At 47.7% G+C, this 25587-nt stretch carries 11 protein-coding genes; 10 read left to right on the plus strand and 1 reads right to left on the minus strand.

All coding sequences use genetic code 11. The annotated features are described in order from the left end of the window. Positions 1-97: 97 nt before the first annotated feature. The 8 genes from HMPREF1212_RS22365 (at position 98) to HMPREF1212_RS22400 (ending at position 18449) form a co-directional block, all read left to right on the plus strand. Positions 98-2626, plus strand: coding sequence for a glycoside hydrolase family 9 protein (locus tag HMPREF1212_RS22365; protein WP_046151143.1), 2529 nt, complete (start codon positions 98-100; stop codon positions 2624-2626). 41 nt (positions 2627-2667) lie between these two features. Then, on the plus strand, positions 2668-5190 hold the full coding sequence (locus tag HMPREF1212_RS22370) for a glycoside hydrolase family 9 protein (protein ID WP_046151144.1): 2523 nt from the start codon (positions 2668-2670) through the stop codon (positions 5188-5190). Between the two features lie 29 nt (positions 5191-5219). Next, the gene (locus tag HMPREF1212_RS22375; protein WP_046151145.1) at positions 5220-7094 is read left to right on the plus strand and encodes a hypothetical protein; all 1875 of its coding nucleotides are present in this window, start codon (positions 5220-5222) and stop codon (positions 7092-7094) included. 12 nt (positions 7095-7106) lie between these two features. Then, a complete protein-coding gene (locus HMPREF1212_RS22380) occupies positions 7107-9494 on the plus strand; it encodes a glycoside hydrolase family 31 protein (RefSeq protein ID WP_046151146.1) in 2388 nt (795 codons plus the stop codon). An 11-nt stretch (positions 9495-9505) separates the two neighbouring features. Further along, a complete protein-coding gene (locus HMPREF1212_RS22385) occupies positions 9506-12325 on the plus strand; it encodes a TIM-barrel domain-containing protein (RefSeq protein WP_046151147.1) in 2820 nt (939 codons plus the stop codon). A 13-nt stretch (positions 12326-12338) separates the two neighbouring features. Next, positions 12339-14840, plus strand: a complete 2502-nt coding sequence (locus HMPREF1212_RS22390; RefSeq protein ID WP_046151148.1) for a sugar-binding domain-containing protein — start codon at positions 12339-12341, stop codon at positions 14838-14840. Positions 14841-14850: 10 nt separating this feature from the next. Next, positions 14851-17049 (plus strand): glycoside hydrolase family 3 C-terminal domain-containing protein, encoded by a 2199-nt coding sequence (locus HMPREF1212_RS22395; RefSeq protein WP_046151311.1) that lies wholly within the window; start codon positions 14851-14853, stop codon positions 17047-17049. A gap of 188 nt (positions 17050-17237) precedes the next feature. Continuing rightward, the gene (locus tag HMPREF1212_RS22400) at positions 17238-18449 is read left to right on the plus strand and encodes a peroxiredoxin family protein (protein ID WP_046151149.1); all 1212 of its coding nucleotides are present in this window, start codon (positions 17238-17240) and stop codon (positions 18447-18449) included. 77 nt (positions 18450-18526) lie between these two features. On the opposite strand, the gene HMPREF1212_RS22405 is transcribed toward HMPREF1212_RS22400, so the two are convergent. After that, the gene (locus HMPREF1212_RS22405) at positions 18527-20044 is read right to left on the minus strand and encodes a potassium/proton antiporter (RefSeq protein ID WP_046151150.1); all 1518 of its coding nucleotides are present in this window, start codon (positions 20042-20044) and stop codon (positions 18527-18529) included. A 527-nt stretch (positions 20045-20571) separates the two neighbouring features. Between HMPREF1212_RS22405 and HMPREF1212_RS22410 the strand changes: the two genes are divergently transcribed. Together HMPREF1212_RS22410 and HMPREF1212_RS22415 are read left to right on the plus strand one after the other, a co-directional pair. Then, entirely contained in the window at positions 20572-23826 is a 3255-nt protein-coding gene (locus HMPREF1212_RS22410; protein ID WP_232430183.1) for a SusC/RagA family TonB-linked outer membrane protein, read from the plus strand. Positions 23827-23850: 24 nt separating this feature from the next. After that, the gene (locus tag HMPREF1212_RS22415; protein WP_046151152.1) at positions 23851-25527 is read left to right on the plus strand and encodes a SusD/RagB family nutrient-binding outer membrane lipoprotein; all 1677 of its coding nucleotides are present in this window, start codon (positions 23851-23853) and stop codon (positions 25525-25527) included. Positions 25528-25587 lie beyond the last annotated feature (60 nt).

Raw genomic sequence — 25587 nt, forward strand, 5'->3', positions numbered from 1 at the left:
GGTAATATTTTTTAACGTATCAAAAAGACGGTAAAATAACTTGTTGCATTTCATTATGCTATTTGGGATTGATAGGTCTTTATTAAATCTTATTCACATGAAACGAACACTTATCGGCATATATTTACTGACTTCTGTCTTCTCCTTGACGGCTCAGGAGTTCAAGCTCAATTCATTCGGATACTTCAACAACGGGGGAGTAGATGTAATGTCGTTCAACGATTTCTATCCCGAAGGCCATCAGGGGGGCGTCAGCCTTATCATGCATGGTAACCGGATCGCTACCAACGGTGATATCCGTCTCGAAGCAACACCGGGACAATGGCAGCCGGTGCCAAAACAACAGGATCGCATTGTAGATAATACTTCCAACACGATCATCACGCGGCTTTCCTATCCCGATTCTTCCCGCCATATGACCGGTTTCAATCCGATGATTTATCCAGACCTCCAATTCAATTATACGGTCCGTGTAGAAGGGAAAGGCGGGGATATCGTAGTAACGGTCGACCTCGATCGACCCATCCCGGCAGACTTCGCAGGTAAGGTCGGTTTTAATCTCGAACTTTTTCCGGGCGATCTTTTCGGCAAACCCTGGATCATGGATGAACAGGACGGTATTTTCCCACAACAGCCTAACGGACCTACTTTAAATGTACGTTCCAATCATCAACATACCGGTGATTACTGTTCTTTTACAAAAGAAAGCGGCCTCTTGGCTGACCGGAAACAGCTGGCGAGAGACGGTTCGTCTTATAATCCCATCGTCGCCGACGATCTGATAGCCGAACCTTATGCGGTAGGACATTGTTTCACCGTCCGCCCTGACGATGCTTACAACAAATTTACCATCTTATCGGAAAATGCAGAATTAAAACTATACGACGGACGTATGAACCATAATAATGGTTGGTTTGTCGTCCGCAGCGAAATCCCCGCCGGAGTAACGAAAGGCGCTGTCTGCTGGACCATCACTCCGAATGTAGTAAAAGATTGGCTGTATACGCCTGTTATCCAGACTTCACAGGTCGGTTACCACCCGGCGCAGCCGAAAGAGGCGATAATCGAGTTGGATAGCCGCGATAGCGCACGTCCTGAAGCTACATTATACCGTCTTACGGCAAAAGGAGAGGAGATAATCCGCTCCGCAACCCCACAGTCGTGGGGAAACTTCCTGCGTTATAACTATCTTAAATTTGATTTCACGGACGTGAAGGAGGAAGGGCTTTACCAGATTCGTTACGGAAACTCGGTCTCTTCTGTTTTCCGCATCGCCCGGAATATCTATGAACGGGGCGTATGGCAGCCGGTCCTGGAATATTTTCTTCCGGTACAAATGTGCCACATGCGGGTGAACGAAAAATATCGGGTCTGGCACGACTATTGTCATTTGGACGATGCCCGTATGGCTCCTGCCCTGAATCATATCGACGGATATACGCAGGGTGTTTCGACTTTGACAAAGTATGCCCCGGGGGATATCGTTCCGGGATTAAATATCGGCGGATGGCATGATGCAGGTGATTTCGACCTGCGCGTAGAATCGCAAGCCGGTGAATCTTATATCCTGGCATTGGCTTATGAGGCTTTTCGCGAGGACTATGATGTAACCTCCATCGATCATCATAACCGGATCACCGAAATCCATCAGCCGGACGGTAAACCGGACCTGTTGCAGCAGGTTGAGAATGGTGCCTTAACCGTAGTGGGGGGCTATCGTGCCCTCGGTCGCCTGTATCGCGGAATTATTTGTAACGACCTGCGCCAGTATGTCATGCTGGGCGATGCCGGTGCCATGACCGACAATGTGATCGGTAATGCCGACGACCGCTGGGTGTTCACCGAAGATAACCCTTCCCGTGAATTAAGTACTGCCGCCGCCCTGGCTGCCGTCTCCCGTGTATTGAAAGGCTTTAACGACACCCTGAGCGTGCAATCTTTGCAGGCCGCCCGCGAATTGTTCGACCGGACCCGTGTGACCGATCATTCGGAAATAAATAAGGTACAGGCTGCCGTCGAACTTTATCTGGCAACCCGGGAGGATGGATACAAAAAATATATCCTCGGTCAACAGAAACTGATCGTTGATAACATCGCCCGTACAGGCTGGTTTATCGGACGCGCCGACCAGGCCATCAAGGACAGGAAATTTACGGAGAACATACGCAAGGCACTTGCCGTTTTCCGCCGCGAACTGGAAGAACAGAAAAAGGAAACCCCGTATGGTGTCCCTTATAAACCGAGCATTTGGGGGGCAGGCTGGGATATCCAGTCGTTCGGCTATCAACAGTACTTTCTCGTGCAGGCTTACCCTGACCTGTTTGGGCCGGAGTTGCTTTACAGCGCGCTCAACTTTGTGCTGGGTTGTCATCCGGGAAGCAATACCGCCTCTTTCGCTTCGGGTGTGGGAGCCAATTCTGCAACGGTAGCCTATGGATTGAACCGTGCGGACTGGTCTTATATCCCCGGTGGTGTGATCTCCGGGACTGCCATGATCCGTCCGGACTTCCCCGAACTACTGACTTTTCCTTTCCTCTGGCAACAGACAGAATATGTGATGGGAGGAGGTTCCTCGCACTATATGTTCCTGGTGCTCGCTGCCCGTCAGTTATTGGAAAACAAATAAGAGCTATCAAACAGATACCAACATATAAAAGAATATATATCATGAAGAACATATTGACAGGCATCGGCTTATTGGCATTGATACAGTTCCACCCTCTTCAGGCGCAGGAATTCAAACTTGATCCGGCCGGTTATCTTCGCAATGAAGGTGTAGATGTAATGGCTTTCAGTGATGTCTATCCGGAGGGCAAACAAACCGGCGTGACCATTATTATGAACAACAACCGTGTGGCCGCCAGTGGCGATATCCGCCTGGAGACCTCTCAGGGGCAGTGGCAACCGCTTCCCGTTCTGCGGAGCCGCCAGGTAAATGAGGAGGACAACAGCATAACCGTTACGTTAAGTTATCCTGATTCATCCAGGCACATGACAGGTTTTAATCCGACCCTTTATCCGGATTTTGTATTCCAGTACACGGTCCGTGTAGCCGGAGAGGGTGACGATGTCGTCGTAACAGTCGATCTGGATACTCCTGTTCCTCAGAAGTATGAAGGAAAAATCGGTTTTAACCTCGAGCTTTACCCGGGTTCCTTACTGGGAAAACCCTGGATCATGGATCACAAGGCAGGCATTTTCCCTGCACAGGCGAATGGTCCGACAATCTCCTGCGAATCGAATACCCAATGGCTCGGCAACTTTAACCCAGAAGGAAAGGTCGACCTGAAACATCTTTTGGGTGACGGAACCTACAACCCGATGATCGCTGATGATATTATTGCCGCCCCTTATGCCCGTGGTAAGAAATTCACGATGAATCCCGCCGATCCTTACAACAAAGTAACGGTCCGTTCAGAAATCGGCGACCTGATCCTCTATGACGGACGTATGAATCACAACAACGGCTGGTTCGTTCTGCGGACAGAGATACCGGCGGGTGTTTCCAGGAACGCGATCAAGTGGGTGATCACTCCAAATGTAGTAAAAGACTGGCTATATACGCCGGTAGTACAGACCTCGCAGGTCGGTTACCATCCGGATCAGCCGAAGATGGCTGTGATCGAACTGGACAGCCGTGATAAGCAGATCGGTGAACCGGCTCTTTATAAAATTACGGATGCGGGTGAAGAGCTTATCCTCGACGGACCGGCACAGGAATGGGGTAAATTCCTGCGTTACAACTATCTCCGTTTCGACTTCTCATCTATTCGGGAAGAAGGATTGTACCAGGTGCGTTACGGCGAATCCGTTTCTCCTGTATTCCGTATTGCCGAAGATATTTATGAACGCGGTATCTGGCAGCCGGAACTGGAATATTTCCTGCCGATCCAGATGTGTCACATGCGGGTAAACGAAAAATACCGTGTCTGGCATGACCTTTGCCACATGGATGATGCCCGTATGGCTCCTGTGAACCTGAGCCATATCGACGGATATTCTTCGGGCCCGTCTACACTGACTAAATACCAGCCGGGTGATATCGTACCCGGTCTGACCATCGGTGGCTGGCATGATGCCGGTGACTATGACCTCCGTGTGGAATCGCAGGCAGGAGAGGCTTATATCCTGGCATTGGCTTATGAACATTTCGGTATCGATTACGACGCGACAACGATCGACCATCATAAAAGGGTTACCGAGATCCATCAGCCGGATGGCAAACCGGACTTGTTGCAGCAGGTGGAGAACGGTGCATTGACTGTTGTGGTAGGTTATCGTGCTCTCGGACGTCTTTACCGCGGGATTATCTGTAACAGTGTCCGCCAGTATGTCCATCTGGGAGATGCCAGTGCCCACACCGACAATGTGATTGGAAATGAAGACGATCGTTGGGTATTCACAGAGGATAACCCGTATCGCGAACTGACGACTGCTGCCCAGTTATCGGCTATCTCCCGGGTGCTGAAAAACTTTAACGATACATTGAGTACACAGGCATTGGATGCAGCGAAAGAACTGTACCGGATTACCCGGGCTGATGGGCGGACCAAAGGGGCTAAAATACATGCGGCAGTCGAACTGTATCTGACAACCGGCGATAATTCCTATAAGGAATATGTGCTGGCCGAACAGGAGTATATCGTTCAGCACATCGATCGTCTCGGCTGGTTTATCGGCCGTTTCGATAAAGCGGTGAATGATAAGAAATTCTCGCAGTCTATGCGTAAAGCGTTGGTTACCGTTCGTGACCAGTATGAGAAAATGAAGTTGCAGACTCCGTACGGTGTACCCGAAGATCGTGGAAACCTGAGTTCCGGTTCCTGGGATGTGCAGACACTGGGCTATTATTACTGCTTCCTGCAGGATGTTTATCCTGATCTGTTCACGCCTGACTATATTTTCAATGCAATCAACTTTATCCTGGGCTGCCATCCGGGAAGTAACACGGTCTCTTTTGCTTCCGGTATCGGAGCGAATTCGGCCACAGTGGCTTATGGGGTGAATCGCGCCGACGGCTCTTATATACCGGGTGGAGTTATTCCGGGAACAGTCCTGATCCGCCCCGACCTGCCGGAACTGGTGCCGTATCCGTTTATCTGGCAGGAAGGTGAGTATTGTATGGGGGGCGAAGCTTCTTATTTTATGTACATGGTATTGGCTGCCCGGAAGATACTGAATGATAAATAATATTGTAGAACACGTTTATTTCAAAGGATATGAAACGAATATATTATCTTCTGTCAGTATGGCTGATCTCCTCTTCTGTTTTTGCCGGTAATTACCGGAGCTTCAAAGTGTCGGTTTACACCCGTGCTTATGAGGTAGAAAAGATGAAGGATCTTGCGTGGTTGGATTCCACCTGGCGTGTAATCTCTCAACAGGTAAAGGTCGATAAAATCTATCTGGAGACGCACCGTGACCTGTTGATCGTTCCCGATGAAACCCTGGAACAGGCAAAGAAGTATTTCCTCGACCGGGGAATCGAAGTGGGTGGCGGTATCACCTATACAATCAATGAAGCGAATAACTTCGAGACCTTCTGTTATTCTGATCCCGAACATCGGAAGATGGTACAGGAGATAGCTGAACATACAGCCAGGCATTTCGATGACTTTATCCTGGATGATTTCTTCTTTACCAGCTGTAAGTCGGATATAGAAATCAAGGCCAAAGGTAGTCAGAGCTGGAGTGATTACCGCACTAAACTGATGACTGAAGCCGGTCAGACCCTGGTTCTGAAACCGGCAAAGAAAGTCAATCCGAATGTAAAGGTGATTATCAAATATCCGAACTGGTACGATCATTTCCAGGGATTGGGATTCGACCTTGAAAATGGTCCCCGGTTATTTGACGGTGTATGGACCGGAACGGAAACCCGTGATCCGGGTAATGCACAGCATTTGCAGAATTATCTGAGCTATAATGTGATCCGGTATTATGAGAATCTGCGCCCCGGTCATAACGGAGGTGGTTGGGTGGATGCCGGTGGTTCCGAACTGGGGATGGACCGATATGCAGAACAACTTTGGCTGACCATGTTCGCCAAAGCTCCTGAAATGATCCTTTTTGCTTATAACCAACTGTTGGATGTAAAGATCAGGCCGGAACACCGTACTTCCTGGCAGGGACAGGAAACCAGTTTCAGTTACGATGACATGATGAAACCGGTCAGATCATCCGACGGACAGCAGGTGCAGCCAACCACGATCGCCCGTGCAGCCGGTATGACTTTCGAACAAATAGACAAGTTTGTCCATAAACTCGGGAAGCCGGTCGGGATCAAGTCTTACAAACCTTATCATTCGCTGGGGGATGACTTTCTTCCGAATTATCTGGGAATGATCGGCCTGCCGATGGATATGTATCCCGAATTCCCGACAGATCAGCAAGTTGTTTTGCTGACTGAACAGGCTAAATATGATCCGGTGCTGCTTCCAAAGATGAAGGCCCAGTTACAGAAAGGCGGAGATATAGTGATTACCAGTAACCTGTTGAAAGCTATACCGGAACAGATCGCCGAAATTGCTGAATTGCGTTGTTCGGATCTGAAAGCATTGGTGAATGATTTCGGGCCATTGGGTAAATCCGGTCGGGACCTGTTGATCCCTCAGGTTCGTTACCAGACAAACGATGCCTGGGAGCTGGCAAGTGCCGGACGTCCCCTCGAAGGTGGTGTCAGTGGATATCCGATGTTACTTCGGGCTCTTTATTCGAAAGGTAGTTTGTATGTGATCACTATTCCGGACGATATGGGAAATCTATACGATCTTCCCGAAGGCGTACTGAATATATTTCGCCGGGTGATGAGTCAGGATCTGCCTGTACATATCGAGGCACCGTCGAAGGTGAGCCTGTTTCTTTATGATAACGGGACATTCATTGTGGAATCATTCAATGATGAGCCTGTCACAATCCGGGTGATCACAGATGAAGGAGTAAAGCAACTGACTGATATCGTCGACGATTCCGTTGTGATTCCAGTGAGTGAAGAAACTTCATCCAAGAGAGTTCGTCATTACCAAAAAGAGGAAAAGAACCAGTCCTTCCGCCTGACGCTTATGCCTCATTCATACCGTGTATTTAAATATTAAACAAGATAAATCATGAAAAATAAGAATCTATTTCTAGCATTGACCCTCGCTGCCCTGGGAGGACTTTCCGGACAGTCGCAGGCACAGCTTCAGATTAATTCGGGTTCACAGTATCTGATGAACCAGGCGAGAGATATGAGCACCGATTTCGGTGACTTCACCAACATCTTTTTCTTTGCAGATGAATTGTCATCATTTGATGTAGCAAAAGCCAGCGGTACCGTTCGATGGAAACGGTACACGCTGGAAAGCCGCCAGGCGTTCAATACAAATACCGTATTGCCTGTACCGCTGAAAATGCAGGATTTCCCTTTTACAGCTTATGTAAATGATCCCGAATTAAGATTCTCTATCGACTTCGTCTCTCCCCGTACGGTCCGTGTCCGGATGTTAACGACACCGGTGGAACCGAAGGATGAAACATCCCTGATGCTTGCCAAAGAACCGGGCAAAGACAGCTCCTGGAAGGGAACAGAAACGGGGAATGCCGTGACATATGCAAATGCCAACGGTAGTATAACCATCGAAAAGAACCCCTGGCGTATCGTTTTGCGTGATGCGAATGGCAAGGTCATGACGCAGACCCGTACATTGCATGATAACGACTCGACTCAGGCTAAGGTTGTCCCGTTCAATTTTATCAAACGTGGGTCGGATAATAGCCGGAGCATTAATCCTGTATTCTCGCTGGCTCCGAACGAAAAGATTTTCGGTTGCGGTGAGTCTTTCGGCCCTCTGAATAAAGTGGGACAGAGAGTACACCTGTTTGTAACCGACCCCCAGGGACCTGAAACCGACCAGCAATATAAACCTATCCCCTTCTTTATGAGTAACCGCGGCTATGGAATGTTCATGCATACCTCCGCCCCGGTGACCTGCGACTTTGGTGCGACCAATATCAATGTCAATAAGCTGTTCATGGGGGATGAGACAATGGACTTTTTCGTTTTCTTCGGAGAACCGAAAGATATTCTGAATGAATATACGGAGATTGTGGGTAAGCCGGGAATGCCGCCTCTGTGGTCGTTCGGAACCTGGATGAGCCGCATCACTTATTTCTCCCAGAAAGACGGATACGACGTAGCAGAAAACCTGCGTAAGCATAAGATCCCCTCCGATGTGATTCACTTTGATACCGGCTGGTTTGAAACCGACTGGCAGTGCGATTACCAGTTTGCTCCGAACCGCTTCTCCGATCCGCAACTGATGCTGGATGATCTGAAAAATAAAGGCTTCCATACTTGTTTGTGGCAGTTGCCTTATTTCACGCCGAAGAACCGTTTCTTTAGCGAGCTGATTGAAAAGGACCTGTATGTGAAGAATGGTAAAGGAGAACTTCCTTATGAAGATGTTGTATTGGATTTCTCCAATCCGAATACGGTTAAGTGGTACCAGGACAAACTGGCCAACCTGATCAAGATGGGGGTAGGTGCTATCAAGGTCGATTTCGGTGAAGCTGCTCCGTTCAATGGCATCTATGCTTCCGGTAAGAGCGGGTTTTATGAGCATAATCTTTATCCGTTGAGGTACAACAAGGCTGTTGCCGATATTATCAATGAAGTACATGGCGAAAATATTATCTGGGCGCGTAGTGCCTGGGCAGGCTCACAGCGTTACCCGTTGCATTGGGGCGGTGATGCCGAGAATACAGATATGGGTATGCTGGGAACATTGCGTGGCGGTCTGTCGTTCGGTTTGAGCGGATTCTCTTTCTGGAGCCATGATATCGGAGGTTTTGTAACATCTACTCCGGAAGAACTCTATCGCCGCTGGTTGCCGCTGGGATTCCTATGCTCCCACACCCGTGCACACGGTGCACCTCCTACAGAACCCTGGCTGTATAATGAAGGTTTCCTGAAAGCTTTCCGCCAGAATGCGGAATTGAAGTATAAACTGATGCCGTATATCTATGCACAGGCAAAAGAATGTACGGAGAAAGGTCTTCCGATGATGCGTGCTCTCTTTGTGGAATACCCGCATGATGCCGGTGCATGGTTGGTTGAAGATGAATATCTGTTCGGTAGTCAGATGCTGGTTGCTCCGATGATGGAGAGCGGTATGGAACGCGATGTCTATCTTCCGGAGGGGAAATGGATTGATTACCAGACCGGAAAAGTCTACACAGGTGGCTGGCATACGATCCTGGTCGGAACGGTACAGGCGGTTATTCTGGTACGCGACGGCTCTGTGCTTCCTCATATCAAACTGGCGCAGAATACCGGAGAAATGGATTGGAGCCAGATTGAACTGAAGGTATATGCCGCCGATGCTTCCGAAGCAACCGGTTTGGTGTGCCTGCCGTCCGACAATCAGCTTCATCCGTTGACTGTCTCTGTAAAGGGGCATCAGGTGAAAGCCGACGGCCTGGAAGGAAAAGTGAAATTTAAAGTGACAGACTAATAAGATAGAATATGAAACAAGCGATTGTATGTCTTACTTTCGGAACGCTGTTGTTCTCTGCCTGCCATTCGGATGCTGTCCGACAGACAGAGAACGGGATAATCGTCCCGATTACTTCCGGCGAGACTAAAGCCGTTAAGCTGGAAGTGATTACCGACGATGTAATCCGGGTGATGGCATCGCCAACAGGCATATTTGAAGAAAGTGCAAATCTGATCAAAGATACGCGTCAGCTACCTGTCCCTACGTTTGAGATCACCCGGAGCGGAGATACCATCACGCTTGGAACAGCTACTTTACAGGCTCGTCTATTACAGAGAACAGGTGAAGTCTGGTTCACGGATAAAGCAGGGAACCTGATCCTCCGTGAACAGAATGGAGGTGGGAAAGAATTCACCCCGGTACGGGTGGAAGGAACCAATGGCTATTCGTTCCGTCAGGTTTTTGAAAATGACGAAGAGGAAGGATTGTACGGTCTGGGGCAACATCAGAGCGACGAGTTCAATTATAAAGGAAAAAACGAAGAACTGTTCCAGTACAATACGAAAGTAAGCGTTCCTTTTATCGTTTCCACCAAAGGGTATGGAATACTCTGGCATAATTATTCCCTGAGTCGTTTCGGGGATAAACGCCCTTATGCGGAACTGGCCGATGTCTTTAAACTGTATGATAAGGAAGGACAGGCGGGTGCATTGACTGCAACTTATTATAAGGATCGGACCTCTTCGGTACAACCTTTGATCCGAAAAGAGGACAAAATCAATTATGAAGATCTGGTAACGATCAAGAATTTCCCGGAGAAATTTCCATCCAATGAGGCTTATGCCACCTGGGAAGGAGAGATAGAACCTACAGAAAGTGGTGTACATCATTTCAAACTACATTATGCCGGATATACGAAAGTCTTTATCGATGGGAGAGAAGTGGTCGCCGAACGCTGGCGTACAGCCTGGAACCCGAACGATTATAAAACCAAAGTCCGTCTGGAAAAAGGGAAACGTTATCCGATCCGGATCGAATGGCTTCCGGATGGCGGTGTCTCTTATTTGGGATTGAAGGTGCTGAGTCCGTTGCCCGAAGCCGAACAGAACCGTTTGGCTTTCTGGAGCGAAATGGGCGACCAGATCGACTATTACTTCATCAACGGTAAAAACATGGATGACGTAATCAGCGGCTACCGCACCGTGACAGGTAAAAGCCAGGTCATGCCTAAATGGGCAATGGGCTATTGGTTAAGCCGCGAACGTTATAAGACACAGGAAGAATTGCTCACGGCACTGGATGAATACCGCCGGCGGCAGGTTCCGTTGGACGTGATCGTTCAGGACTGGAGCTACTGGCCGGAGGATGCCTGGGGAAGCCATGAGTTCGATAAGGAACGTTTCCCCGATCCGGCAGGTATGATTAAGGAGATACACGATAAGGATGCCCGTTTCATGATCTCCGTATGGCCTAAATTCTATGCGACGACAGAGCATTATAAGGAACTGGACCAACTCGGAGCGATGTATCAGCAAGCGATTAAAGACAGCATCCGCGATTGGATCTATCCGGGATATATCGGCTCTTTCTATGATGCCTATAACCCGGAAGCCCGCAAACTGTTCTGGGATCAGATGAACGAACATCTCTACAGTCTGGGTGTCGATGCCTGGTGGATGGATGCTTCCGAACCGAACGTACAGGATAATACGGATATGGAGTATCGCAAGAAACTGTGCGGACCGACTTATCTGGGACCTTCTACCAAATATTTTAATGCTTATGCGCTGATGAATGCGGAAGCTATCTACGACGGACAGCGTGGTGTGAATCCGGATAACCGTGTCTTCCTGCTGACCCGTTCGGGGTTTGCCGGACAGCAACGTTATTCGACGGCAACCTGGAGCGGCGATATCGGTACCCGTTGGGAAGATATGAAAGCCCAGATCAGTGCGGGACTGAACTTTGCCATGTCGGGTGTTCCTTACTGGACGATGGATATCGGTGGTTTCTGTGTAGAAAAACGGTATGAACACGCGAAAGAGGGCAGTGAAGACCTGAATGAGTGGCGTGAGTTGAATACCCGTTGGTATCAGTTCGGAGCGTTCTGCCCGTTATTCCGCAGTCACGGTCAGTATCCGTGCCGCGAAATATACAATATAGCTCCCGAAGGAACACCGACGTATAAGTCTATGAAATATTATACCGAACTGCGTTACCGTCTGATGCCTTATATCTACAGCCTGGCTGGTATGACTTATTTCAACGACTACACGATTATGCGTGCTCTGGTAATGGATTATGCAGATGATAAGAATACCTATAATATCGACGACCAGTTTATGTTCGGTCCTGCTTTTATGGCTTGTCCGGTTCATCAGTATAAGAAACGTGACCGGGAAGTTTATTTCCCTGCCGGAACCTGGTATGACTATTATACGGGCAAGAGCATTACCGGCGGAACTTCCGGCACAGTGTCTGCGCCTTATGAACAAATGCCTTTGTTTGTGCGTGGCGGTTCTATTATTCCTACCGGAAAGTTGATACAGTCGACAGCCGAGCAACAGAAAGACCTGACGGTTTATGTGTATACCGGAGCGGATGCTTCTTTCTCTTTGTATGAGGATAATGGAATTACCTACGCTTACGAGAAAGGAGAGTACAGTACCATACCGCTTTCTTATAAGGAGTCCGGTAAGGAATTAACGATCGGTGACCGTTCCGGTTCTTTCCCCGAAATGGCGGCAGAACGGAACATAAAGGTTATCTTTGTGACACCTGAATATCCGGTAGGAAAAGAAACTTCTGCTGTCTACAAAGGTGAACAGTTAACCATTTCGTTACCCTGATAAACTATAGCGTATGAAACAAATAGCAATTGTATTCCTGAGCCTGTTGCTGGTGGCCTGTTCGGCCGGCCGGCAGGGGCGGGAAAGAGTATCTTTCAATCATGACTGGTTGTTTTCACTGACCGATAATCAGGCAGATGTTTCTGCCCCTGATGCAGATGATTCCGGCTGGCGCTCACTGAACCTGCCGCATGACTGGAGTATCGAAGCCGATTTTTCCAAAGAGAATCCGGCAACACCCGGCGGTGGAGCTTTGCCCGGTGGCATGGGATGGTACCGGAAGCATTTTAACATGCCGGAGACTGACCAGGGGAAGAAGATCTATATTGATTTCGACGGTGTTTACCGTTGTAGTAAAGTATGGTTGAACGGTCATCTGCTGGGTTTCCGTCCGAACGGATATATCTCGTTCCGTTACGACCTGACCCCCTATCTGAAATACGGACAGGAGGAAAACGTACTGGTCGTGCAGGCGGATAACTCGCAACAACCCAACTCCCGCTGGTATTCCGGATCGGGTATTTACCGTAATGTCTGGCTGGTGAAGACCGGACAGGTCCATGTGGATCATTACGGAACAAATATAACGACTCCGGAAGTCGCTCAGGATAAGGCAACAGTGGTGATTGAAACGACATTGAAGAATAATGAGGCCGCCGCCGTTTCCGCCGAATATACAACAATCGTGAAAGACCCTTCCGGGAACGTCGTAACCCAGGTTACGCAACTTGCCGGATTACCGGAAAACGGGACTAAATCGTTCAGCCAGACAATTGAAGTAAAGAATCCTGAACTGTGGGGTACCCGGAATCCGGCATTATATACGGCAATCACTGAGGTAAGATCCGGCGGTCAGTTGAACGACCGGTATGAAACGACCTTTGGTATCCGTACTTTCCGTTGGGATGAAGCGACCGGCTTTTATTTGAACGGGGAGCCGACCAAAGTGCTGGGCGTTTGCCTGCATCATGATCTGGGTTGCCTGGGAACGGCTGTCAATAAACGGGCAATCGAACGCCAGTTGCAGATCATGAAGGAGATGGGTGTCAATGCGATCCGTACAAGCCACAACCCGCCTGCTCCTGAGTTGCTCGAACTTTGTGACGAGATGGGCTTGCTGGTACAGGATGAATCGTTCGACATGTGGAGAAAACGTAAATCGCCTTACGATTATGCGCAGTATTTCGACGAATGGCACGAACGTGACCTGACGGATCAGATCAAACGCGACCGCAACCATGCTTCTGTCTTTATGTGGAGTATTGGTAATGAAGTACTCGAACAGTGGTCGCATGCCGATGCCGATACATTGAGCTTGCAGGAGGCGAACCTGATACTGAATGCCGGCCATAAGATCGACCCGGCTTTGTTGGAAGACAGCACGATGAGCGTACAGTCGCTGATTACGATTGCTTTGGCCGATATTGTCAGGAAGCTCGATACTACCCGTCCGGTAACGGCCGGAAATAACGGTGTAGATCCCACCAACCATCTGTTCCGTTCCGGGGCACTTGATGTCTACGGGTTCAACTATCATGAAAAGGATTTCGCTCCTTTCCCGCAGGTCTATCCCGGAAAGAAGCTGATCGTCAGTGAATCGACTTCGGCGTTGATGACACGCGGCTATTATCAGATGCCGTCCGACGAAATGTATATCTGGCCTGAGTCATGGGACAAACCTTTTGACCGTCCGGAACACCTGTGTTCTTCGTATGATAACTGCCATGTCCCCTGGGGCTCTACGCACGAAGTGACCTGGTACGAAGTGAAACGCCTGGCGCATGCCTCCGGTATGTTTATCTGGACTGGTTTTGATTATCTGGGCGAACCGACTCCTTACTGGTGGCCGAGCCGCAGCAGTTTCTTCGGTGTTGTAGACCTGGCCGGGTTCCCGAAAGATGTCTATTATATGTACCGGAGCGAATGGACCGACCAGCCGACTCTGCACCTGTTCCCGCACTGGAACTGGAAGGAAGGGGAGATGGTGGATATCTGGGCCTATTATAACCAGGCGGACGAAGTGGAACTCTTCCTGAACGGAAAGAGTCTGGGGACAAGAAGTAAAAACGACAGTACGTTCCATGTCTCCTGGCGCGTACCGTTCACACCAGGTACACTGAAAGCCGTATCCCGCAAAGCCGGTCAGGAAGTCCTGGCGCAGAAAATCCATACTGCGGGCGAAGCGGCTCAGCTGGTATTGATTCCTGATCGTTCCGTTATACAGGCGGACGGCACAGACCTTTCCTTCATAACCGTTGAGGTAAGGGATAAAGAAGGAAACCTGGTTCCCCGTGCGAATAACCTGCTCCGTTTTTCCGTAGAAGGTGACGGTTTTATCGCAGGAACCGATAATGGTGACCAGAATGATCCGAACAGTTTGAAGAAACCGGAGCGGAATGCTTTCTATGGAAAAGCCCTTGTCGTGGTGCAGAACACAGGCAGGAAAGGCGTTATTCGTGTAAAAGCGACGGCCGACGGATTGCCGGATGCCGTAACAGAGATTAATGTTCAATAAATTAGTAAACATGAAGAAATTGATAACTATGGCTGTGCTTTCCTTTTGTATGACCGCTGCGGTATCGGGTGCACAGCCCTCAGATAAAGACGATCAGCAGATCGAGAAACGGATTGAGAAGCTGGTCCGTAAGATGACATTGGAAGAAAAAATTAGTTTGTTACACGGGAACTCCAAATTCTACGTCTCGGAGATTAAACGCCTGGGTATTACCGAATGGAGCCTGAGTGACGGCCCACACGGGGTACGCGCGGAAATCAACCGGCACGACTGGGGTTATGCCAACTGGACGACCGACTCGTCCACCTATTTCCCGACCGGTACTGCCTTTGCAGCCGCCTGGAATCCGGAACTGGCCTATTACCGGGGAGAAGTGTTGGGGGAAGAAGCCCGTTGGCGTAAGAAAGACGTCTTGCTCGGCCCCGGTGTAAATATCATCCGTAGCCCGTTGTGCGGACGTAACTTCGAATATATGAGTGAAGATCCTTATCTGAACTCAGTTCTGGCCGTTCAGTATATTCAAGGATTGCAGAGCCGTGATGTCGCTTGCAGCGTGAAACATTTTGCCCTGAATAACCAGGAAACGAACCGGACGACCGTTGAGGTGGAATGTAGCGAGCGTGCCCTTCGTGAAATCTATTTGCCGGCCTTCAAAGCGGCTGTACAGGAAGGTGGTGCTCTGACTGTGATGGCTGCCTATAATAAGTATCTGGGTGATTGGTGTGCTGAAAACAAATACCTGGCGCGTGACATCCTCCGTGACGAATGGGGATTTAAAGGCGTTTATGTTACCGACTGGGGCGCTGCGCATAGTACGGTCAAATCAGCAATTGCCGGTCTCGACCTGGAAATGGGTACCAATATCGAAAACTACGATGACTGGTATTTTGCCAATCCTTTGATCGAAGCGGTTAAAAAGGGGGAGATACCCGAAAGCCTGGTAGATGAAAAGGTCGGAAATGTACTTCGTGTAATGATCAAGACAAAGGTTCTGGACCCGAAGAAACGTTTTAACCAGGGTTCCATCAATACGCCGGAACACCAGCAAGCCGCTTATCAGGCTGCTGCCGAAGCCATTGTATTGTTAAAGAACAAGGAAGATTTGTTACCGCTGGACGTCTCTTCGGTTAAAAGCATTGCCGTAATCGGTGATAACGCCACCCGTAAACATTCGAACGGCGGTTTGAGTTCGGAGATTAAGGCTTTATATGAAATAACTCCGCTGGAAGCAATCCGCACAAAGTTAGGCGACCGTGTAAAGGTCAACTACGCACAAGGATATGAGAAACTTTCCACCTTTATCGAGGGAAGCAATAACGGACAAAACGCCGGGAGTTTTACCGATGGCAACCAGCTGAATGAAGGATTGTTGAAAGAAGCGGTGGAGACTGCCCGCAATAGTGATGTTGCTATCGTTGTAGGTGGTTTGAATCATGACTACGATACGGAATCGTCCGACCGCCAATATATGGAACTCCCTTACGGGCAGGTCCAGCTGATTCAGGAGGTCGTGAAAGCCAATCCCAGAACGATTGTGGTGATTGTTGCCGGCTCGCCGGTCAATATGGCGGCATTGGATATTTGTGCGCCTTCGATTTTGTGGGCGTGGTATAACGGTATGGAAGGCGGTAACGCTTTGGTAGATGCTATCACCGGAAAGGTAAATCCCAGTGGCAAAATGCCGTTTACGACACCTGTTACATTGGAGCAGTCACCCGATGTCGCTTTGGGTAATTTCCCGGGAAGAGACCTGAAAGTAAAATATGAGGAAGATATCCTGGTTGGTTATCGTTGGTATGACACGAAACAGTTACCGGTAGTTTATCCCTTCGGATATGGATTGTCTTATACGGACTTTTCTTTTGCCGGTTTATCTACCGATAAGAAAAGCTACGGACCGGATGAAACGGTCAAAGCAACTTTCACACTGATTAATACCGGGAAAAGAGATGGGGCAGAGGTTGCCCAGCTTTATGTAAGCGATCCGGAATGTTCCGTTATGCGTCCGGTAAAAGAATTGAAAGGCTTTAAAAAGGTATTCCTGAAAGCCGGTGAAAGCAAGCAGGTCGAGATTGATATTCCGGTAAGTTCTCTGGCATTTTACAGTGAAGCACAGAAACAGTTTGTAGTAGAGCCGGGCACTTTCCTGTTGCACTTGGCTACTTCTGCCCATGATATAAAGGCTGATACTTCTATTGAAGTCCGCTAGCATTCAGCCTGTTAATTATAGAAAAGGTCTGTAGCCGTGTTATTGGTTACAGGCCTTTTTGCTATAGATAACTACGTAATAGTCCTTGTTTAATATAAATTAATCAATTGTTTTATATAGCTATACGAATATTTCGTATATTTGCGATTGTGTCGTAATGTATCAAATGATATCTAAAATAACATGCCATGAGAACAGGACTATTACTTATTGCCTTCTTTTTGTCGTCGGTGATGACAATGGATGGTCAGGAGAACAACAATGATTATTTAAGAAAGGTGTTGAGTAATCTTGAGAATATAAAAACAGCGACGTATCGTTCGCTTACCGAAAGTTGGGAACCGGGAGATACGACAACCAATATTTCAGGTTTTACTTTCGTGGAAGAATACGATAATCCCGCAGATTCTACGATAGGAGCCAGTTGGGTGAATTATACCGATGACAAAAAGGAGTTGACCAGTTGTTACGATGGCCATGTGCATATTTCATACTGGCATGATAAACACGGGGTGGTAGTCAATGATTTTACTTTTCGAAAGTTGCCTTTCAGACCTTTAGGAAGTCCTTTTTTTAATTATGCCAAAAATATTATTAAGTACGCACTAACTACTGATGATAGCATTTCCGTAGATGTGAAAGACTGCGGCGCTGATTATTTTTTCAGATTGGTGATTAATGAGGATGAACAAGTTGAGTTTTTTGGGGCAGGTCATCATATCCCTAAGCCTCCGTTTGATATGGGTGATCCTACTTCTATTTATGAGATGTGGATTGGTAAATTGAATGATTTACCTTATAAGATCAGGAGAGAGATGTCACATAATATATCGGCAAATACATGTTTTGATGCACAACTTAACAAGCTGGAAGCAACAGAGATCAAAGCATCCGATTATATCCCGAAAGATTATGAAGTGAGAGAGTATGGCAAAAAATATGATACCAAGCCGCAACCTGACCTTACCGGGAAAAAGGCTCCGGATTGGACGTTGATGGACATCAAAGAGCAGATGGTCTCGCTTTCTGATTTGAAAAGCAAAGTTATCCTGATCGAGTTTACCGGAATAGGTTGTGGCCCTTGCATGGCTTCTATCCCTTTCTTGAATGAATTGAAAAATAAGTATAGTGCAGACGATTTAACAGTTGTAGGAATAGAGACTTGGAACAGTAAGACGCGCTCACTCCAAAATTATGCAAACAGGCATGCTATCGGTTATACGTTTTTATCAGGGAATGATGAGATAGTGGATAATTATCAGGTCGGTCTGGCTGCGCCTGCTTTTTTCATACTGGATGAAAACCGGATAATTAGAAAGATAGTAAGAGGCTATAATTCGGAGAATACCGGAAAAGAAATAAGCAACCTGATAAATGAATTATTGAGTTCCGGTTCATAATATCGAAAGGTTGTAGTAAAAGCCTGTAAATGACATACGGACTTTTGCTACAACCTCCTGATTGGTTGGTGTATTTTTTAATTCTTTGTCAGCGTATAATCCGTGATCCCCAGTGCCTCATAAGCCTGGAGTAACGCTTCGTCATTATCAGAAATCATCAGTAACTTATCGTTTTCCATAAGGACCGTATTGCCTTTAGGGATGAAATAACGTCCGTCGCGCATCACCATAACCGCCAGCGTATGGTCGGGCAGGGTGAGTTCCATCAGTTTGTTACCATGCGTAAGCACTTCCGGGGTAATATCTATTTCACTCATCGCACTCTTGATACCTTCCGGAAGTTCGATGCCGAATACATCTTTTCGTTCCGGTTCGTCGATCATATCCAGCCATTTGGCAGCCTGTGTTACGGTGGTGCCTTGTATCAGCAACGAAAGGATGGTGATAAAGAATACTACATTGAATATCAGTCCGGCATGTTCAATTCCCGCAATCATCGGATAAGTGGCGAAAATGATCGGTACGGCGCCGCGCAAACCTACCCACGATATATACAACTTCCCTTTAAAGGAGAAGTTTTTATAAGGAATCAGGCAAAGGAACACGCTGATCGGACGGGCGAAGATAATCATGAAGATACCGATCGTTAACCCGATGGGGGCTACCGGCAGCAGTTCGTGCGGGTTGACAAGCAATCCGAGCGTAAGGAACATCACGATCTGCCATAACCAGGCAAAACCGTCGAAGAACGTACCGATACTCTTTTTATGTACAATCTTGGCATTTCCTACCACCAAGCCGGCTATATATACGGCCAGGTAGCCGTTTCCTTTACATAGCGTAGTGGCGGCAAAAGTAAAGAATGCAGTAGCCAACAGCAGGATTGGATACAACGATTCGTTGTCGATATCTATCTTGTTGATGATAAAAACAGCTATCTTTCCTAACAGGAAACCGGCAATAGCACCCACCGACAACTGGATAACCAGCGATAAGGCAGCATCAGCCAGGTTCATCCCTGCCGTCTGTATATAAGCGATCAGCAGCAAGGTAAGCATGTAGGCCATCGGGTCGTTACTACCACTTTCCAACTCCAGCGTGGGACGCAGCCGTTGCTTCAGGTATACCCCTTTACTACGGAGGATGGAAAAGACAGACGCAGAATCGGTAGACGACATAACAGCCGCCATCAACAGCGATTCGGGAAAGGTGAGGGTTTCGTAGCCCGTAACCAGTTTGGAGATATAATAAATGAAGCCACCCGTGATAAACGTAGTGGCCAGCACCCCGACCGTTGCCAGGATAACCCCTTGCGACGCAATCGGCTTAACCTCGGATATCTTCGTATCCATACCGCCCGAAAACAGAATAATACTCAACGCCAGCATACCGATGAACTGTGCGGCGTTCGGATTACTGAACTGAATACCCAGTCCGTCGCTACCAAATAACATACCGACTCCCAGGAAAAGCAACAACGCGGGGAGTCCGAAACGATAACCTGCCTTACCGGCGAAAATACTGAAAAAAAGAATGACGGAAGCAATCAACAAGATTCCTTCCGCATTATGTAGAATCTCTAAGTCGTGGAACATAAGCGGAAACGGTTTTACTCTGTGATGTATAATATGATACAAAGTTCGCAAACTTATACCAAATAACGTGCATGATAAATAAAAATAATTGCTAACGTTAAAATAAAAAACAAGAATGGCAATATGTTGCTAAAATACTGGTTTTACGATTGATTACCCTTGGTCTGGCTGTCATGGTGTAAGGAAATGAAGCAATGTTGTAAAACATCGATAACCAATATTAACAAAAATAGATATTAATAATACATCTACAGATATATATTTGGTGTGGGAGAGATAAGTTATTCCAAATAAGGAAAAAGTAAATTCAAATATGGAAAAACAAAGTGACTTGATGTTGATTTCGCACTAGTATTAAACACACTACTATTACTATTACAAACTTCAAATTATGAACCAACAAATGTTTTGTTCAAAAAAGCAGAGTTATAACTCTGCTTTTAATGGCCAGCCATTAAAAGCAGAGTTATAACTCTGCTTTTAATGGCTGGCCATTAAAAGCATCATCCTTATGCTTATGTTTGGCTTTGACGGCAGGATTAGCATTTCCGCAGACGGTATTCGCCAAGGCCGGCACGGAAATGGCAGTAACCCAACAGCAGACTATTAAGGTTACCGGTCAGATTATCGATGCAACCGGTTTCGGGTTGCCGGGTGTTAATATTGCCGTGAAAGGTACTACCACCGGTACGATTTCTGATGTGGATGGAAATTACTCTATCGATGTACCGGCAAATGCCGAATTGGTCTTCTCTTTTATGGGGTATCAATCCCAAACTATACAGGTAAAGGGACAGACCGTGATCAATCTTGAAATGAAAGAAGACTCGGAGCTTCTGGACGAAGTCGTTGTAACCGCTTTAGGTATGAGCCGCGAAAAGAAGGCGCTTGGTTATGCAATGACAGAGATCAAAGGGGATGAAATCGCCAAGGTGAACGTGGTGAACCCGATCAATGGTATACAGGGTAAAGTGGCCGGTGTACAGATCAATATGGGTAACTCCGGGCCGCAATCTTCTCAACGTATCCTGATCCGTGGTAACTCTTCTTTGGGCGGTAACAACCAGCCGATCTTTGTGGTCGACGGCGTTATCATCGACAACGAAGTAATGGATCCGGATAAGGTGAACAGCCAGACACAAGACTTCGGTAACGACCTGAAGAACCTGAATGCCGACGACTTCGAGTCGATGTCTGTCCTGAAAGGTGCCGCTGCAACCGCCTTGTACGGTTCGCGTGCCGCTAACGGTGTGGTTCTGATCACAACCAAGAAAGGTAAAAAAGGATCAGGTATAGGTGTCAGCCTGTCGCACTCTGAAACCTGGGATGTGGTGTATGCCACTCCGGACGTTCAGAACGAATTCGGTATGGGTACGCAGCCGGTATGGAGCCTGAATTCGGACGGAAGCGACAACCGTCATATCTCGACCGGCCGTAACTTCGGTCCGCGTTTTGATGGCCAGCCCTATTACGTGGATAATTATGAAGGAATCTTCCAGGCTTCCAAGAACAACATTAAAGACATGTACCAGACAGGACGTTATATGAATACCAACGTCGCTGTATCGGGTGGTGATGAAAAAGGAGCTTTCCGTTTCTCTTACTCCAACCTTAAATCAAATGGTGTAACATTCAACAACGACTTCTCGAGAAATAGCTTTAGCTTGAACGCTTCCCGCGACCTGAGCAAATTCCTGAAAGCAGAAGGAGGATTTGCCTATATCCGCTCCAAAGCAACCAACCCGACTTACCAGGGTGGAGATAAATCACCGGTGTACGACTTTATGTTCAATGCTCCGCGTGAATATGACGTGAAATACTGGCTGAATCATTACAAGAGTGCTAAAGGCGACGGTTACAACGGGGAAGATCCGTTTGGCTACTCTAAAACTTTGTTCGACTATCTGGAGAACCGTTATTCACAGGTGGAAGATAACTTCCGTGCCAACCTCGGCCTGGATGTGAAGATCCTGGATTGGTTGACATTGAAGGTGAAAGGGGATATCTACAAGATATTCAAGACATACGAAGCAAAGGTCTTTGCAACGGGCCAGAGCAATTACGACGGCTCGAAATATGAGATTAACGACGACCGCAAAGATCAGTATAAGGTGACCGGTATGTTGAGTGCCCGTCATAGTTTCGAGGATTTCAATATCAGCGGATCGGTGGCTGCCGAGCAATGGGATACCCGTTCAGGCTACCACAATACAAAGTCTACAAACGGTCTGCGTATTCCCGGACAGTATGATATGACTAACTCGGTGGCTCCGGCTACGACAGAAGTACGTTATAAGACAAAGCGCAAACGTATCAACTCGGTCTATGCATTTGCCAATATGGACTATAAGAGCCAGATCTTCCTGGATATCACCGGCCGTAACGACTGGTCGTCTGCTTTGATCTATGCTGATGGAACAGGTACGACCTCTTATTTCTATCCTTCCGTCAGTGCTTCATGGATCATGACGGAAACGTTCCGCGACCTGCTGCCCGACTTCCTGTCATTCGCAAAGATCAGAGGTTCTTATGCCGTGGTAGGTAACGACTGCGATCCTTATCTGACTACAGCTACCGGTTATTATACATTCGACAATACGTATGTAAACCCGTTCGACAGCAAGGATTATCCTTACTACAAATACGACTCCGAGTATCTGCGGAATAATGCGTTGAAACCTGAAAAGCAGTATGCTCTCGAGTTCGGTCTGGAAGCCAAGTTCTTTAATAACCGCTTGGGCTTTGACCTTGCTTATTATAAGACGAATACAAAGAACCAGATCCTGGCACTCAGTATGCCTAAAGAAACAGGGGTAACCGCCCGCTGGATCAATGCCGGTAATATTCAGAACTCCGGTGTGGAACTGTTGATCAATGCCACTCCTATCGAGACAAAAGACTGGTTATGGGATCTGTCTCTTAACCTGACACACAACAGCAACAAAATCATCGAACTGGCTCCGGGCGTTGAACGCTACAAGCTGAAAGGCGGTGGCGGTGATACGGAAGCATGGGCTACGGTAGGTGGTGCTTATGGCGATATCTACACCAGCTATGCTTATACACGCAATGAGGCAGGTGAAAAGATCCTGAACCAGGACGGTTCATGGCGCCGCTCGGGTACCAGCGAAAAGATCGGTAGTATCCAGCCTAAGTTGCTGGGTGGTTTAAGCTCTTCCCTGACTTGGAAGAACCTTTCTTTCAACGTGGTGCTGGATGCCCGCTTCGGTGGTGATATCTTCTCCGGTTCCTACAACTATGGTATGTCTAACGGTATTCTGAAATCCTCTCTGTTCGGTCGTACGGAAGAATACGGCGGATTGCCCCGTACACTCGACGACGGACGTGTAATCAACGACGGTATGATCCCGGAAGGAGTGTTTGCCGAAGGAATCAACATCAACGGTACGGATGTTTCCGGTATGAGCTATCAGGAAGCCTACGAAAAGGGGTTGGTTAAGCCGCTGTCGGCCTACAAATATTATGCTAACCTGGCCGACTGGGGATCGGGTATCCGTGAGACAGGTATCCAGAAATGTTCCTGGATCGCTTTGCGTGAGCTGTCGCTGCGTTATTCATTACCGTCAAAATGGATCAGCAAGTTATACGTGCAGAACGTAAACGTAGGTCTTGTTTGCCGTAACGTCGGCTTCCTGTATAACAGCCTGCCGGATAACATCAACCCGGAAGGTCTGAGAAGTAACTACACTTCAGAATACTACGAAGCCGGTGGTTCTGCCCTGACCCGTAACTATGGTTTCAGCATCAACGTATCTTTCTAATGCCTTATTTAAACGAAGAAAATCATGAATAAATTAAAAATATGGGCCTATGCCCTTCCGGTTTTTTTAGGATCGCTTTGTTCCTGCAACAATGATTTCGTAAAAATCAATACCGATACCGGTACCGTATTGGAGGTAGACCCGGTAACAATGCTTTACCAGGCGGAGTCTAAATATAATACCTACCAGTCTATGTGGGACGACTCGTATGCCTGCAAACTGAGATGGATGCAATATTGTACAGGTATCTGGGGATACGGTACGACTAACTTTACATTCTTCAACTCCCGTATCGGCGAGACGTTATATACCGAATATAATGATGTAGGTTCCTATACCAAGCATATCGAATATCTTGTTTCGCAATTGCCGGCTGAGGAAGCGGCTAGATATCAGGACTTGATCGAAGTAGGCCGTATTATCCTGATCACAAAAGGCATCGCTACGACCGATATGCACGGATCACTGGTTTATTCCGAAGGATGGGGAATGCGTTCAGGACATGAAGACCTGATCGAACCGCATTTCCAGACACAGGAAGAGCTTTTCGATGTATGGAATAAGGAGCTGAAAGAAGCTGCTGCTACCATCAAAGCGAACCTGGGCGGTGACCAGATCTCTCTGCAAGGCTACGATGTTTGCTTTGATGGCGAAATGGAGAAATGGGTAAAGACGGCCAATGCAGTCCGTATGCGTATCGCTCTTCGTATATATAAACGGAATCCGGAAGAAGCGAAAGCCATAGTCAAAGAGGTATTGGCTTCAGCTGATATCCCGGCAAGTATCGACGATAGCTTCATCATGTATTTCGATAAGTTGTTCACCAGCGGTGGCGACTGGCATTCGGTAATCGACATGGATCGCGCTTCTGCCCCGTTCATGACTTATCTGAAGAAATATAACGACCCCAGAAAACGCTTGTTCTTCCAGATCAACAACCTGACTCCGGAAAATGTAGCTAAATATAATGCGGAACAGACAGACCCGGATAAATATATCCCGGAAGATTTCACCCGTTGGGAAGGGGGTACGGTCAGCAACGATTTCAAGTCAACCGACAAACGTTACCTGGCCCGCTCTTTGAAATCGGACGGTACGGATATGCGTGCGGCCAACAAACCTCAGACCCGCCTTTGGAAAGGTATGCAGGATAACGGTAGCGGTGGCTCGTGGTTTCCGATCCTTACTTATGCCGACTTCTGCTTCATGGCATCCGAGTTCGTACTGGATGGTGTGAACAGCTCCAAGACGGCACAGGAATGGTATGAAGAAGGCGTACGTGCTTCCATCACGCAATGGAGCAAGATCGGTGACTATTGCAAGATCAATGACTACGAAGCGGTAACCGATGCAGAACTGGAAGCCTTTATGGCTCAGGACGGCATCAAGTGGAATCCTTCCATCGCAAAGGAACAGATCTATTGCCAGTCATTCGTCGAACACTTCAAGAACAACAATGAGACATGGGCTATGTGGCGCCGTACAGGATATCCCAACCAGCAGTCTACCGTTATTACTTTCGACCCGGTTTTCATCGGCGGTATCCAGCAGGATGTACCGCGTAGAACGCGCTTCTCATACCCGGCTGTGGGGAGTCCTAACCATGACAACCTGGTTGAAAGAATCGAAACAATGGCTAAAGATCCTGAATTCGGTTTGATTACCGACGAGTTCGGCCGCCTGTGGTGGGATAAGAAATAAGTCTTGCCGGGAAACGTTTGAACAGTAATTACATAATTAAGGAAGAGGGTGTGGATATAT

The organism is Parabacteroides sp. HGS0025, assembly GCF_000969845.1.
Lineage (GTDB): Bacteria > Bacteroidota > Bacteroidia > Bacteroidales > Tannerellaceae > Parabacteroides > Parabacteroides gordonii.